10 protein-coding genes and 1 pseudogene are annotated in these 15,204 nt (G+C 72.9%); 6 read left to right on the top strand and 5 right to left on the bottom strand.

Annotation, left to right across the window (positions count from 1 at the left end; all coding sequences use genetic code 11):
- Positions 1–203 precede the first annotated feature (203 nt).
- Positions 204–1,382, bottom strand: coding sequence for a lipid-transfer protein (locus tag CFW40_RS04030; RefSeq protein WP_305523815.1), 1,179 nt, complete (start codon positions 1,380–1,382; stop codon positions 204–206).
- Positions 1,383–1,555: 173 nt separating this feature from the next.
- Positions 1,556–1,978, bottom strand: a pseudogene (locus CFW40_RS04025) (Zn-ribbon domain-containing OB-fold protein); the annotation flags it as partial.
- A 244-nt stretch (positions 1,979–2,222) separates the two neighbouring features.
- Between CFW40_RS04025 and CFW40_RS04020 the strand changes: the two are divergent.
- The 4 genes from CFW40_RS04020 (at position 2,223) to CFW40_RS04005 (ending at position 6,413) form a co-directional block, all read left to right on the top strand.
- On the top strand, positions 2,223–3,314 hold the full coding sequence (locus CFW40_RS04020; protein WP_088796481.1) for an ABC transporter ATP-binding protein: 1,092 nt from the start codon (positions 2,223–2,225) through the stop codon (positions 3,312–3,314).
- Between the two features lie 221 nt (positions 3,315–3,535).
- The gene (locus CFW40_RS04015; protein ID WP_088801898.1) at positions 3,536–4,714 is read left to right on the top strand and encodes an ABC transporter substrate-binding protein; all 1,179 of its coding nucleotides are present in this window, start codon (positions 3,536–3,538) and stop codon (positions 4,712–4,714) included.
- 14 nt (positions 4,715–4,728) lie between these two features.
- Positions 4,729–5,577 (top strand): ABC transporter permease, encoded by an 849-nt coding sequence (locus CFW40_RS04010; RefSeq protein ID WP_088796480.1) that lies wholly within the window; start codon positions 4,729–4,731, stop codon positions 5,575–5,577.
- 23 nt (positions 5,578–5,600) lie between these two features.
- On the top strand, positions 5,601–6,413 hold the full coding sequence (locus CFW40_RS04005) for an ABC transporter permease (RefSeq protein ID WP_088796479.1): 813 nt from the start codon (positions 5,601–5,603) through the stop codon (positions 6,411–6,413).
- Between the two features lie 186 nt (positions 6,414–6,599).
- Here CFW40_RS04005 and CFW40_RS04000 read toward each other — a convergent pair whose 3' ends face one another.
- Both CFW40_RS04000 and CFW40_RS03995 read right to left on the bottom strand, forming a co-directional pair.
- Positions 6,600–7,445 carry a M15 family metallopeptidase gene (locus CFW40_RS04000; protein ID WP_088796478.1) on the bottom strand — a complete coding sequence of 282 codons (846 nt, stop codon included), beginning with the start codon at positions 7,443–7,445 and terminating at the stop codon, positions 6,600–6,602.
- A 103-nt stretch (positions 7,446–7,548) separates the two neighbouring features.
- Positions 7,549–9,945, bottom strand: a complete 2,397-nt coding sequence (locus CFW40_RS03995; protein ID WP_088801897.1) for a TIM-barrel domain-containing protein — start codon at positions 9,943–9,945, stop codon at positions 7,549–7,551.
- A 342-nt stretch (positions 9,946–10,287) separates the two neighbouring features.
- Between CFW40_RS03995 and CFW40_RS03990 the strand changes: the two genes are divergently transcribed.
- Together CFW40_RS03990 and CFW40_RS03985 are read left to right on the top strand one after the other, a co-directional pair.
- Positions 10,288–12,318, top strand: a complete 2,031-nt coding sequence (locus tag CFW40_RS03990; RefSeq protein ID WP_088796477.1) for an acetoacetate--CoA ligase — start codon at positions 10,288–10,290, stop codon at positions 12,316–12,318.
- 148 nt (positions 12,319–12,466) lie between these two features.
- Positions 12,467–13,390, top strand: coding sequence for a hypothetical protein (locus CFW40_RS03985; protein WP_088796476.1), 924 nt, complete (start codon positions 12,467–12,469; stop codon positions 13,388–13,390).
- A 104-nt stretch (positions 13,391–13,494) separates the two neighbouring features.
- Here the strand turns inward: CFW40_RS03985 and ptsP are convergent, their stop codons facing one another.
- A complete protein-coding gene (gene ptsP, locus CFW40_RS03980; protein WP_088796475.1) occupies positions 13,495–15,165 on the bottom strand; it encodes a phosphoenolpyruvate--protein phosphotransferase in 1,671 nt (556 codons plus the stop codon).
- Positions 15,166–15,204: the final 39 nt, after the last annotated feature.

Below are 15,204 nucleotides of genomic sequence, written 5' to 3'. Positions count from 1 at the left end.
GCATCCGGAAGTGTTCACCGGTGATGAAGGGGCGTCAAGGTCGCGCACAGGGGAGGCTGCTGAGGGCTATCGACGGGTGCCGACGGGTGGAGCGGGGGCCGTGCGTCAGGTCATCCGCGGGTTCTCACGGCACGCGCGTCCACCACGGTCACGGCGTCCCGCACCGCAGGGTCACCGCACCGCGGGGGCACCGCACCGCCGGGTCACCGCACCGCGACCACCGCCGACCCGTGCCCGAACAACCCTTGGTTGGCACTCACCCCCACCCGGGCATCCGCCACCTGCCGCGCGCCCGCCTGCCCGCGCAACTGCCAGGTCAGCTCGCAGACCTGGGCGATGGCCTGGGCCGGTACCGCCTCCCCGAAGGAGGCCAGACCACCGCTGGAATTCACCGGCAGCCGCCCGCCCAGCGCCGTCGTCCCGTCCCGCAGCAGCTTGGCCGCCTCACCGGCGCCGCACAGCCCCAGGTCCTCGTACCACTCCAACTCCAGCGCGGTGGACAGGTCGTAGACCTCGGCCAGCGACAGATCCTCGGGTCCGATCCCGGCCTCCTCGTAAGCGGTGTGCGCGATCGACGCCCGGAAGTCGGCAGCCGGTTCCGGAACGGCGGCCGCGGAATCGGTGGCGATATCCGGCAGATCCAGTACGGTCCGCGGATACCGCGGGGTGGCGGTGGAGACCGCACGGATCCGCACCGGATCCGTGACGCCGTGCCGCCGGGCGAAGTCCATGCTGGTCAGGACCAGCGCCGCGGCGCCGTCGGAGGTGGCACAGATGTCCAGCAGCCGCAGCGGATCGCACACCACGGCCGACGCGGCGACCTCCCGTGCGGTGACCCGCTTGCGGTAGCGGGCATACGGATTGGCCGCGCCCGCTGCCGAGTTCTTGACCTTCACCTGGGCGAAGTCGTCGGTCGTCTCGCCGTACAGCGCCATCCGGCGGCGCGCGTACAGACCGAAGTACGCCGGGTTGGTGGCGCCCAGTACCCGGAACCGCAGCCAGTCGGGATCGTCGGGCCGGTCGCCGCCCGCCGGGGTGAAGAAGCCCTTGGGCGCGGCGTCGGCGCCCACCACCAGGGCCACTTCCGCCATCCCCGAGAGGATCTGTGCCCGCGCGGCGCCGATGGCCTGCGCGCCGGATGCACAGGCGGCGTAGACGCTGGTCACCCGGGCGCCCTGCCAGCCCAGCGCCTTGGCGAAGGTCGCGCCCGCCACATAACCGGGATAGCCGCCGCGTACCGTGTCGGCGCCGACGACGCTCTGCACGGCGCGCCAGTCGAGCCCGGCGTCCGCAAGCGCCTCCCTGGCCGCCTTCGTGCCGTACTCGACGAAGCTGCGCCCCCACTTGCCCCAGGGGTGCATACCGGCGCCCAGTACGGCCACGTCGCCGGAAGAGGAGGTTCCGCGGGCCCCAGAGCCTCCCCCTGCCCGCCGCCCACTCGCGCCCTCGGTTTTTTCCCCGCCGCCCACCCCCCTTCGGGGGTGGGCGGGTGTAGAGATGCGGTCTCCGCCCGCGGCCCGTCGCTCGCGCCCTCCGCCACACCCCCCGGACCCCGCCCGCACGGCCGCCAATGCCACGTCGTCCGCACGTCCCCGTCGTCCCCCTCGTACCCGGCGACGGTCCCGGGCATCAGCTCGACCTCCATGCCCACGCGCAGATCCGCGGCGCGGACGCCTGGCGCAGCCTGCCCGAGGACGACCATCCGTTCCTCCGCCAGCTCCACGGCGACCAAGGCGTACGGCCGCCACTCGGCCTCCGGATCGGAGACGTAGGGGGAGGGCGGACGGTAGCGCGCGTCGGTGTAGGACCAGACCGTGCCGCGCCGGGACAGCGGCACCTCCGCCAGGTCGTCACCCCCGCACGCGGGGTTGCGGCAGAAGGTGTCCTCGCGGGGAAAGAACACCGCACCACAGGCCCGGCAGCACGTCCCCAGCAGCCGGAAACCCGCCGCGTCCTGATCGAACCACCCCGGCACCACCGGCTTCCGTGTCTGTGCCACAGACCCTCCCCGACCGCAGACCGACCACAACGAAACGCAACGAAAGCAACGAAGCAACGGAAGCAACGAAACAACGGAACGAACTGATGGAACTGATGGCACTCGACCGAACTGACGGAACTGACAGAACTGACGGAACGTCAGGAGTGTGACACGCTGCCGCCCCGCACGGAACCCCGGTACAGTCGCCGGGCGATCAAGCCGTTCACGAGGGGGAGCGCCCGTGACCGAAGCCGCCCGTACCGACGCCCGTCCCGCCCCCACGGCAGCCGCGCCGCCCGCCGTACGGCTCACCGCCGTCACCAAGGAATTCGGTGCGCTACGTGCCGTCGACGGCGCCGAGCTCACCATCGGGGAAGGTGAGTTCTTCTCCCTCCTCGGCCCCTCCGGCTCGGGCAAGACCACCCTGCTGCGCCTGATCGCCGGCTTCGAACGGCCCACCTCGGGCCGTATCGAACTCGCCGGCCGCGAGGTCACCGCACTTCCGCCCAGCCGCCGCGACGTCCACACCGTCTTCCAGGACTACGCGCTCTTCCCCCATATGACCGTCGAGCAGAACGTCGCCTACGCGCTCACCGTTGCCGGGGTGCGCAAACCCGAACGCCTCGCCCGAGCCCGTGCGGCCCTGCGCACCGTACGCCTCGACGACCACGGCCCGCGCCGGCCCGACCAGCTCTCCGGCGGCCAGCGCCAGCGCGTCGCCCTGGCCCGCGCCCTGATCGACGACCCCGGCCTGCTGTTGCTCGACGAACCCCTCGGCGCGCTCGACCTCCAGCTGCGGCAGGAAATGCAGCGGGAACTCCAGCGCATCCAGCGCGCCACCGGCGTCACCTTCCTCCTCGTCACCCACGACCAGGAGGAGGCGCTGACGCTCAGCGACCGCCTCGCCGTGCTCGACCGCGGCCGTATCGTGCAGACCGGCTCGCCGCTGGAGATCTACGACCGTCCGGCCACCGCGTTCGTCGCGGGCTTCATCGGTACCACCAACCTGCTGCGCGACCAGGCCGCGGTCCGGGTGATCGGCGCCCCGGGCACGTACAGCCTCCGCCCCGAGCGCATCCGGATCGTCGCTCCGGACGGCCCGAACGGCGGCCGGGACGTCGCCCCGGGACCGGGGGAACGGTGTGTGCCCGGCAGGATCACCGAGATCGCGCACGTCGGTGCCCACACGCGCGTGGTGGTCCGCCTCGACGCAGGCGACGACCGGCTCACCGCCGTGCGGCTGAACTCCACGGACCTGCCGGACGCCGCCCGTCCGGGCGCCGCCGTCCATCTCCTGTGGAACGCCGCCGACGCCCTACCGCTGCCGGGCTGAGGCCGCTGCCGGGCTGAGGCCGGTGTCCCGCGGAGCCCGCTGCCCAGGAGAGGCCGATTCCCCAGCTCAGGCACCTTGTTCCGCCGAGGCCGGTGCCGCCTGAGGGATCGTCGTACAACGCACCGGGGCGCATCCCGGTGCCCGACGCGCCCTGGTGGCAGACGGTCAGCTTCCGGATACTGGCGGGGCTCGACAGCCGTGTGCGACAGCGGGAGTTCACCATGCGCAATGCGAATCCGTGGAAGGCCGCAGTGACGGCCGGGGTCCTGGCTCTGGCCGTCGCCTGCGGCTCCGGCGGCGACGGAACGCACGACGGGGGAGCCGCCGAACAGCGGAGCGTCGGCAAGGGCGAGGGCCGCGTCGACATCATCGCCTGGGCCGGCTACGCCGAGGACGGCTCCAACGACCCCAAGGCCGACTGGGTGCACCCCTTCGAGAAGCAGACCGGCTGCAAGGTCAACACCAAGACCGCCGGGACCTCCGACGAGATGGTCTCGCTGATGAAGACCGGCCAGTACGACACTGTGTCCGCCTCCGGCGACGCCACCCTGCGCCTGATCGCCGCCAGGGACGTGGCGCCCGTCAACACCCGTCTGGTACCGAACTACCACGACATCTTCAGCGGCCTGAAGATGCGCCCGTTCAACTCCAAGGACGGGCAGATGTACGGCATCCCGCACGGCCGCGGCGCCAATCTGCTGATGTACCGCACCGACAAGGTCTCCCCGGCCCCCGACTCCTGGAAGGCCGTGTTCGACGGCGCCGCGAAGTACGCGGGCAAGGTCACCGCCTACGACTCGCCCATCTACATCGCCGACGCCGCCCTCTACCTGATGAAGACCCGTCCCGCACTCGGCATCAAAGACCCGTACGCCCTGGACCGCGCGCAACTCGATGCCGCCGTGGCCCTGTTGAAGAAGCAGCGGCAGCAGATCGGCGAATACTGGAGCGACTACCAGAAGGAAGTCACCGCCTTCAAGGGCGGCGACAGTGTCCTCGGCACCACCTGGCAGGTCATCGCCAACACCGCCGCCGCGGAAAAGGCACCCGTCAATGCGGTCCTCCCCAAGGAGGGGGCCACCGGCTGGTCCGACACCTGGATGGTCTCCGCCAAGGCCGCCCACCCCAACTGCGCCTACAAGTGGCTCAACTGGATCGTCTCCCCGAAGGTGAACGCCCAGGTCGCCGAGTACTTCGGCGAGGCACCCGCCAACGCCAAGGCCTGCAAGGAGACCGCCGACCCCCGGCACTGCGCCGTCTACCACGCCGATGACGAGGCCTACTACCGCCGCGTCCACTTCTGGACCACCCCCGTCCCGCAGTGCCTCGACGGCCGCAAGAACGTCAAGTGCACCGACTACGCGGAGTGGACCCGTGCCTGGACGGAGATCAAGGGCTGAGCGCGGGCGCCCGGATGTCCGCCAGGCGCCATGAGCCCCGCGCCCGCGGCCGGCTCGCCGCGCTCCTCGCCCCGCCGCTCCTGTGGCTGGTCCTCGCCTACCTCGGCTCCCTCGCCGTCCTCCTGCTCTCCGCCTTCTGGACCACCGACCCCTTCACCTCGGATGTCGTCCGCACCTGGACCACCGACAACTTCCGCGACGTCCTCACCGTCCCCGTCTACCGCACCGTCGCGCTGCGCACCCTCGGCATCGCCGTCGCCGTCACGCTCCTCGACGCCCTGCTCGCGCTGCCGATGGCCTTCTTCATGGCGCGGGTGGCGGCCGGCCGGCTGCGCCGCGCCCTGCTGGTGGCCGTGCTCACCCCGCTGTGGGCCGGCTATCTGGTCAAGGCGTACGCCTGGCGGGTGATGCTCGGCGAGCACGGCATCGTCAACGCGGCACTCGCCCCGCTCGGCCTGCACGGCCCCGGATACGGCACGGCCGCCGTCGTGCTCGTGCTCGCCTACCTCTGGCTGCCGTACATGATCCTGCCGGTCCACGCCGCCCTGGAACGGCTGCCCGCCCACCAGCTGGAGGCCTCCGCCGACCTCGGTGCGGGCACCCTACGGACCCTGCGCTCCGTCGTGGCCCCCGCCGTCCGCCCCGCGCTCCTGGCGGGTTCCGTCTTCACCTTCTCGCTCTCCCTCGGCGACTACCTCACCGTGCAGATCGTCGGCGGCCGCACCCAGCTCCTGGGCAATGTCATCGCCTCTCAGGTCACTCTCGATCTGCCGCTCGCCGCGGCGCTCTCCGCGGTCCCGGTCGCCCTCGTCGTCTGCTACCTCGCCGCCGTCCGCCGGGCCGGCGCGCTCGACTCGCTCTGACCGGAACCGAAGGAGGCAGCCGGATGCACCTCACCCGCACCGCCCGGACCGTCCTCGGCTGCCTCACGGCCGCCGGCCTGGCCCTGATCTACCTCCCCCTGCTCCTGGTCCTGCTCAACTCCGTCAACGCCGACCCCTCGTTCGCCTGGCCGCCCCGCGCGCTGACCGGCGAGTGGTGGAGCCGCGCCCTGCACAGCGCGGGCGCCCGCGAGGCCCTGTGGACCTCGCTGCGGGCGGGCCTGGGCGCCACCGCCGTCGCCCTGCTCCTCGGCTCGCTCGCGGCCTTCGCCGTGCACCGCCACCGCTTCTTCGGACGGCAGACCGTCTCGTTCCTGATCGTGCTGCCGATCGCCCTGCCCGGCATCGTCACCGGCATCGCCCTCAACGCCGCCTTCCGCACCGTCCTTGCGCCGCTGGGCATCGGCTTCGGCCTCTTCACGGTCGTGGTCGGCCATGCCACCTTCTGCGTCGTCATCGTCTTCAACAACGTCGCCGCCCGGCTCCGCCGCCTCGCCCCGTCCCTGGCCGAGGCCTCCGCCGACCTGGGCGCCCGCCCCTGGCAGACCCTGCGGTACGTCACCTTCCCGGCGCTGCGCCCGGCGCTGTTCGCCGGCGCGCTGCTGGCCTTCGCGCTCTCCTTCGACGAGGTCGTGGTGACCACCTTCACGGCGGGCGCGGGCACCAAGACGCTGCCGATCTGGATCTACGAGAACCTGGCCCGCCCCCACCAGGCGCCGGTCGTCGATGTGCTCGCCGCGCTGCTGATCGCCCTGTCGGTCATCCCGGTGTACGCCGCCCAGCGACTCTCGTCGGACACCGCGGGCGGCCGGCTCTGAGCGTACGGACCGGCGTCCGGCCCCCGGCCGGCGCGCACACGAGGACGCTGGTTCCCCGAAAGGGTGACTCCGTGGACGTCCGTCGAACCGGACGCGGCCCGGCCGCGTCCCTCACAGCAGGGTCCGGGGCACGGGATCGACGGGGGTGATTCGGTGCCCCGGCCCGTCGGCGGCGTGCGCGCCCGGTCAGTGCCGTACGAGCGACCGCCGCGCGACCGGGAAGTCGAAGTAGGTGTCCGGAAACGTCTCCGGGGTGAAGGTGTAGTGCCACCACTCCTTGTCGTAGTTGACGAATCCGGCGCGCTCCATGCCGTCCTTCAACAGCAGCCGGTTGGCCCGCCGTTCGCCCGTGATCCGCGGATCGAGGGTGTGCGCCAGCGTGTCGAAGCAGTCGAAGCCGGTGCCCATGTCCAGCGAATTGTCCGGGAAACGGGCCGCCTTCGGGCCGTAGCACGAGGACAGCGGCTCCCCGGGGACGTATGGCCGGGTGGGCAGGGCCGGCAGCCGCACCAGCGTCAGATCGAGGGTGCTGCCCCTGCTGTGCCCGGACTTCTCCGCGATATAGCCGTCCCGGAACAGCGTCGACTTGTCGACCCGCGGATAGAACTCGGCCTTCATCCGCTGGTCGCCGAGGTCCTTGGCCCAGGCCACGAAGTGGTCCACCGCGCGCTGCGGCCGGTAGCAGTCATAGACCTTGAGGGAATACCCGCGGCGCAGGAACGAGCGCTGCGCCCGGTGCAACGCCCGTGCCGCGTCCCGGGTCAGCAGGCACATCGGCGCCCGGTAGCCGGTCACCCGCACTCCCATGAAGTCGTGCGGGGTGAAGTAGCGCATCTCCTGGAGGACGGTGGGATCCACGTCCCGCAGCGCGACGAACTCCTCCGGCGCCTTGGCCCCGTTGCCCGGCTGCGACGACGGCGCAGGGCGGTGCGGGGCGGTGTCCGCCGCCGCACCCGAAGGGACAGCGGCCACAGTGATCAGCGCGGCGGCAGCGGCGGCAAGGCCGCGCAGCGCGGCAGCAAGTCTCGGCATGGCCCCCGTCTACCAGGCGCGGCAGGGGGGACGGAAGCCCCGCCGCACAACTGCTCAACCCGCGCAGCCGCTCAACTGCTCAACCGCCCCGCCGCGCAGCCCGCTACGCCCCCACCCCGTCCTCCACCCCCCGCACCCGCACCGGATACCCCACCGCGCCCCCGTCCCGCCGCTCCACGACCACCCGGTCGCCCGCCCACCGTGAGGTGAACCGCTCCACCGTCGGCCGCTGCCAGCCGTCCCCGGCGTCCGGCACCACCAGCCCACTGCCCCCGCGCCCGGCCACCGGCGCCCACACCTCCAGCTCCGTCCCGCCGTCCGCCCCGGCCACCGGCAGCACCGCACCGGCCCGCGCCAGTACCGGTATCCGCGACAGCGGCGCCTCCACCCACACCTGCCCGGGGCCGTCATACGCCCGCCCGGTCGCGGTGTCGTACCACCGGCCACGCGGCAGCCGCACCGGCCGCCGGGTGACGCCCGCCGCCAGCGCCGGCGCCACCAGCAGCGCATCCCCCAGCAGAAAGGCGTCCTCGCAGTCCCGCAGCGCCCGGTCCCGGGGCGCGCTCCACCACACCGGCCGGACATACGGCGCACCGGTCAGCCGCGCCAGCTGGCCCAGCGTCCCGAAGTACGGCAGCAGCCGCTGCCGTTCGCGCAGCGCCGAACGGGCGTGCCCCAGCACCTCGTCCCCGTACTCCCACGGCTCCCGCCGCCCCGCCCCGAGCGCCGAATGCGTACGGAACAGCGGCAGGAAGGCCCCCAGTTGGAACCACCGCAAATACAGTTCGGGGGACGGCACCCCGGAGAACCCGCCGATATCGGGACCGCTGTACGGGACGCCGCACAGCCCCAGCCCCAGCACCAGCGACAGCGAAGCCCGCAGCCCCGCCCAGCCCGTCGCCACATCGCCCGACCAGCTGCCGCCGTAGCGCTGCAGCCCCGCCCAGCCCGAACGGGAGAAGAGGAACGGCCGCTCGGCGGGCCGCAGTTCGCACAGCCCCTCGAAGCCGGCCTGTGCCATGGCCAGGCCGTAGACGTTGTGCGCCTCCCGGTGATCGCCGCCCCGGCCCTCCAGGGCGTGCCGTGCCGAGCGCGGCAGTGTCCGCTCCCCGAACGCGGCGAAGGAGACCGGCTCGTTCATGTCGTGCCACACGCCGGAGAAGCCCTGCGCCAGCCGTTCCGCGTACAGAGCCCCCCACCACTTGCGCGCCCGCGCATCGGTGAAATCCGGGTACACCGACTCGCCCGGCCACACCACCCCGCGAACCTCCCGCCCGCGCGCGTCCCGCACGAAGGCATCCGCCGCCACCCCGCCTTCGTACACCGTGTCCCCCGGCTCCGCCTTCACCGCCGGATCCACGATCGACACCAGCCGCACCCCGTCCGCCCGCAACTCCCGCGCCAGGCCGGGCAGATCCGGATAGCGCTGCCGGTCGACGGTGAAGACCCGGTGCCGGTCGTAATGGTCGATGTCCAAATGGACGGCGGACAGCGGAAGCCCGCGCTCCTGGTAGCCCGCCACCACCCGGCGCACCTCGGCCTGGCCACCGAACCCCCAGCGGGCGTGCTGGTATCCCAGCGCCCACTGCGGCGGCAGCGCGGGCGCCCCGGTCAGCGCCGTCCAGCCCTGCAGCACCCGGGCCGGGGTGCCCGCCAGCACCCAGTAGCGCAGCGGTCCGCCGTCCATCCGCACCTCACAGGTGCCCGGCCGGTCATGCCCCGAGCCCGCACCCTCCGCGCCCTCGCGCAGCGTCACCCGGCCGTCCCAGGAGTTGTCGTGGAAGACCAGATGCGTACCGGCGTCCGCCACCACCAACTGCACCGGCATCGTCAGCGACAGCGGATCGTCCCCCGGTGCGAAGGCGCCGCCCGGATCCGTGTTCCACAGCCGGTACGCACCGTCCCGCAGCCGCGGCCCGTGCGCCCGGCCGCCGAGCCCGAAGAACCGGGCATCGGCCGCGACCTGCGCCCGCTGCACCCAGCGTGAGGCGCCGCTCCCTCCGGGCCGCCCGCCTGCCCCCTCCGCGGCCGTGCGGTCCCACCAGCGCGGCGGCAACTCCCGCCGCAGCACCGCCCCGCCGGGCGTCCGCACCTCCACCGCACCGTGCCGGGACACCACCACCAGCACCCGCTCGGAGACCACCCGCCAGCCGCCCTCGGTGTCGGGTTCCAGCACCACCCGGGCGTCCACCTCGGGACACGCCCCGGCCAGCGCGTACGACGGTTCCGGCTCGGCACCCTCCCATCCGCAGAACACCGCACCGCCCGAGGCCACCCGCACCCGCAGCGACGACCGCTCGAAGTGGATCAGCCCGCCGCCCGGCTGGGGCTCCGCGCCGCGAGCCGCCCCCGGCACCCGGGCCCGCTCGGCGGTGGGCCGCGGCAGCGCCAGCGCATCCGCCCGCCGCGCCCGCCACGCCGTACGCACGGACCGTAGCCCCTGCGCCGGCCCGACCGCCTTGATCATCCGTACCGACCGCACCAGATCCCGCCCGTCCATGCCGGTCAGCCTGCCATTGACGGCGGGGTGCGCGGGCACCGTTCAACTGCCGTTCACCTGCACGGGGTCACGCTCGGCCACCCTCGGGCCCGCGGATCGTCACCCGATGGCCGAATCCCGCCGTATGTCCCCCCCGCGCCCCCCGGCACCGGGCCGCGGCACGTACCGGCACCACACCCGCCACCCCCCGAATGTGGGCAGCCCACCCTGGTGCACAAGTCGATCACGTGGCATCGTCCAGGCAAGCCGTGTCACGCGCACACGCCCACCCACTGGGCCGGGGGAACCTCACCGCTGTGCGCGCCCGACGCCCACGACGCGTAACCGCCCGGGAGCCGCATCATGACCACCGCACCGCAGTCCGCCCCGCAGCCGGAACCCCTCTGGCAACCAGGCCCGGACCGGATCGCCGGCGCACAGGTCACCCGCTTCCACACCTGGGCGGCCGCGCACCACGGCGCGCCCGCACCCACCCCCGGCGACCCCGCCACGAGCTACGCCGCCCTGCACCGCTGGTCCGTCGACGACCTCCCCGCCTTCTGGCAGGCCACTGCCGAGTGGTTCGACGTCCGCTTCGCCACCCCGTACGAAACCGTGCTCGCCGACCGCGCGATGCCCGGCGCCCGCTGGTTCCCCGGCGCCACCCTCAACTACGCCGAGCACGCCCTGCGCGCCGCCGAGGACCCGGCCCGCGCCGGCGATCCCGCGCTGCTGTACGTCGACGAGACCCATGAGCCCACCCCGGTCACCTGGGCGGAGCTGCGCGCCCAGGTCGGCTCGCTGGCCTTGGAACTCCGCCGCCTCGGCGTCCGCCCCGGCGACCGGGTCAGCGCCTACGTCCCGAACATCCCGCAGGCCGTCGTCGCCCTCCTCGCCACCGCCGCGGTCGGCGGCGTCTGGACCTCCTGCGCTCCCGACTTCGGCGCCCGGAGCGTGCTGGACCGCTTCCAGCAGATCGAACCGGTCGTCCTGTTCACCGTCGACGGCTACCGCTACGGCGGCAAGGAGCACGACCGCCGCGACACGGTCGCCGAACTCCGCGCCGAACTCCCCACCCTGCGCGCCGTCGTCCACATCCCGCTGCTCGGCACCCCCGCCCCCGAAGGTGCCCTGAACTGGTCGGACCTGACCTCGAACGACACCGAACCGGTCTTCGAACAGCTCCCCTTCGACCACCCGCTGTGGGTCCTGTACTCCTCCGGCACCACCGGCCTGCCCAAGGCCATCGTCCAGTCCCAGGGCGGCATCCTCCTCGAACACCTCAAGCAGACCGGCCTGCACTGCGACCTCGGCCCCGACGACCGGTTCTTCTGGTACACCTCCACCGGCTGGATGATGTGGAACTTCCTCGTCGCCGGCCTCCTGGTGGGCGCCACGATCGTGCTCTACGACGGCAGTCCGGGCCACCCCGACATCTCCGCCCAGTGGCGGGTCGCCGAAGCCACCCGCGCCACCGTCTTCGGCACCTCCGCCGCCTACGTCATGGCCTGCCGCAAAGCCGGCATCCACCCGGCCCGCGACCTCGACCTCTCCGCCGTCACCTGCGTCGCCACCACCGGTTCCCCGCTCCCGCCGGACGGCTTCCGCTGGCTGCACGACTCCTTCGCGGAGAGCGGCGCCGACCTGTGGACCGCCTCCGTCAGCGGCGGCACCGACGTCTGCAGCTGCTTCGCCGGCGCGGTCCCCACCCTCCCCGTCCACATCGGCGAACTCCAGGCCGCCTGCCTCGGCACCGACCTGCAGGCCTGGGACCCCCAGGGCAAACCGGTCATCGACGAGGTCGGCGAACTCGTCGTCACCCACCCCATGCCGTCCATGCCCACCCGCTTCTGGAACGACCCCGACGGCACCCGCTACCACGACAGCTACTTCGACATGTACCCCGGCGTCTGGCGGCACGGCGACTGGATCACCGTCACCTCCCGCGGCAGCGTCGTCATCCACGGCCGCTCCGACTCCACCCTCAACCGCCAGGGTGTCCGGATGGGCTCCGCCGATATCTACGAAGCCGTCGAACGGCTCCCGGAGATCCGCGAATCCCTGGTCATCGGCCTGGAACTGCCCGACGGCGGCTACTGGATGCCGCTCTTCGTCCACCTCGCCCCCGGCGCCACCCTCGACGACGCCCTGCGCGACCGCATCAAGCGCACCATCCGCGAACAGCTCTCACCCCGCCACGTCCCCGACGACATCATCGAAGCCCCCGGCGTCCCGCACACCCTGACCGGCAAGCGCATCGAGGTCCCCGTCAAGCGCCTTCTCCAGGGCACCCCGCTCGACCAGGCCGTCAACCCCGGCTCCGTCGACAACCTCGAACTGCTCCGGTTCTACGAGCGGGTGGCCCGCGACCGCACCGCCGACAGCGCGCAGTAGGCCCCCGCCGCGCCGGACCGCCAGGGCATCCACCCCCACCGGTCCGGCGCCCGGCCGCATTGTCAGACCCCCCGATTACTCTCAGTGACAAGTGATGTTCGGCCGCCACCGCTCACACCGAGCCGGCGCATCTCACTCAGGGGGAGTCATGACATCAGCATCCCGGCCCACCGACCCGTCCACCGCCCGCCGCGCACTACGCCGCGAAATCCCCAGCAGCGCCGCCGTCCTGGCCGACGAACAGGACTTCACGGCCATGCGCCGCTACCCCACCTTCCCGTTCGACGACCACCGCAGCTACCTCCAGCAGGTGGAGACCCTGCTGCGCGGCCTCGCCGCCGAGGGCGTGCTCACGACCCTCAGCCTCTTCGACCCGGCCGCCTACGAGAAATACTGCGCGGACCTCGCCCTGGACCCGGACCGCCCCGACAGCCGCAGCCGCTACACCGCCGACGTCGCCCGCACCGGCGCCACACTGACCTACCAGGGCGAACCGCTGGCCGAACTGCTGCCGCTCCTCGTCGAAGAAGCCGACCGCCAGGCGACCTGGGACCACGCCTCGGGCGTCCTGGCCCGCGCCGGCAGCTGCGAGGAGTGCGGCGAAGACCTCGCCCGCTCCGCCTTCGCCCGCGCCACCCAGGCCCTCCAGCAGCTCCTGGCCTCCCTCGGTGACGGCACCCACCACCTCGTCTGCTCCGTCGCGGCCGGCGAGCCGTCCCTCCTGGCCGTCCTGCACGCCACCGGCAGCGACGGCGCCCGGCCGCGGCTCGCCGAATCCGAAACCCTGGTCTTCTGCACGGTCCTCGCCGCCGGCTTCGCCCTGCGCAGCCCCGGCGGCCTCGTCTCCCGCACCACCGCTCCCGCCACCCGCGACGCCACCGGCGACCACACCCACGACACGGTCCGCGGCTGGACCCTCGGCGACTCCTGGCCCCGCCCCCTCGGCGCCGCCGAGGTCTTCACCGCCTACTGCACCGACGCCGACACCGGCGAACCGATCCCACCCGAGCACGGCGTCGACTACGCCCCCGGCCTCCCCCTCACACCCCCACCCGACCCGCACAGCCACTGACCGGGCCACCCACCCGGCACCCCACAACACCATGGCCGCCCCGCCACAAGGGCGGGACGGCCATCAACACTCCTGACACCTACGACGCACCGCGCCGCGCGGGATCACTCCCCGGAGAGCACCGCCTGCGCGGCGGCCCGCGCATCGTCGGCGGTGTCCGCGGCACGCGCCGCGGCCGCCGCCCGCTCGCACTGCGCCAGCGTGTGCTTGGACAACGTCGTCCGTACGTAAGGAATCGACGCCGCCCCCATCGAAAGGCTGGTGACACCGAGCCCCGTCAGCACACACGCCAACAGCGGATCGGAGGCCGCCTCACCACACACACCACAGCTCTTGCCCTCGGCCTTCGCCGCCTCGGCCGAAGCCGCCACCAGGTCCAGCAGCGCCGGCTGCCAGGGGTCCTGCAGACGCGAGACCGCACCCACCTGACGGTCGGCGGCGAACGTGTACTGCGCCAGGTCGTTGGTCCCCAGCGAAAGGAACTCCACTTCCTGAAGAATCGACCGCGCCCGAAGCGCCGCCGACGGAATCTCCACCATCGCCCCGAACTTCGCCCGCAGTCCGGCCTCCCGGCAGGCATCCGCGAACGCCTTGGCGTCGATCCGGTCCGCCACCATCGGCGCCATGACCTCGAGATAGACCGGCAGCCCCGCCGCCGCCCTGGCCAGCGCCGTGAGCTGCGTACGCAGCACATCCGGATGGTCGAGCAGGGTCCGCAGCCCCCGCACACCCAGCGCGGGATTCGGCTCATCACCCGGCGTCAGGAACTCCAGCGGCTTATCGGCCCCGGCATCCAGCACGCGCACGACCACGCGGCCCTCCGGAAACGCCTCCAGCACCGCCCGGTACGCCGCGACCTGCTTCTCCTCGGACGGCGCCTTCTTGCTGTCGTCCAGGAACAGGAACTCCGTACGGAAGAGCCCAACACCCTCCGCCCCGGCCTCGACCGCCGCGGCCACATCACCGGGGCCACCGACATTCGCCAGCAGGGGCACCTTGTGCCCGTCGGAGGTGGCACCCGGACCGGACGACGCCGCCAGCGCCGCCCTCCGCTCCGCCGCAGCCTGCTCCAGCGCCGCCCGCTTCTCGGCACCCGGCTCGACGAAGACCTCACCGGTACTGCCGTCGACCGCGATGACCGTGCCTTCGACGAGCTCACCCGCGCCCGGGAGCGCGACGATGGCCGGCACCCCCAGCGCCCGCGCAAGAATCGCGCTGTGGCTGGTCGGCCCGCCCTCCTCGGTCACGAACCCGAGCACCAGCGTCGGGTCCAGCAGCGCGGTGTCGGCCGGCGCCAGATCCCGCGCGATCAGCACATACGGCTCGTCGCTGTCCGGCACGCCCGGCATCGGCACACCCAGCAGCCGGGCGACGATCCGGTTGCGCACATCATCGAGGTCGGCCACCCGGCCCGCGAGGTACTCACCGGCACCCGCAAGCAGCGCCCGGTAGGCGGCGAACGCGTCGTACACCCCGCGCTCGGCGGTGGAGCCGACGGCGATCCGCCGCTCGACATCAGCGATCAGCTCGGGGTCCTGAGCCATCAGGGCCTGGGCCTCCAGCACGGCCTGCGCCTCGCCGCCCGCCAGGTTCCCCCGCGCTATGAGGTCAGCAGCCACAGCTTCCACGGCCTGGCGGGCACGCCCCTGTTCGCGCTCCGCCTCGTCCGCCGGAATCTGCTTGGCCGGCGGCTCCAGGACCGCCGTGCCCATGTGCCGCACCTCGCCGATCGCCACGCCGTGGCTGACGCCGACGCCTCGCAGCGTTGTCTCCATTGCACCCGTCTCCGGTTGATGCGGCGGTCCGGGCCGCCG

The organism is Streptomyces sp. 2114.4 (assembly GCF_900187385.1).
GTDB classification, from domain to species: Bacteria; Actinomycetota; Actinomycetes; order Streptomycetales; family Streptomycetaceae; genus Streptomyces; species Streptomyces mooreae.
Note: the sequence above shows the minus strand (reverse complement) of the source record. Positions and strands in the feature narration are given on the sequence as shown.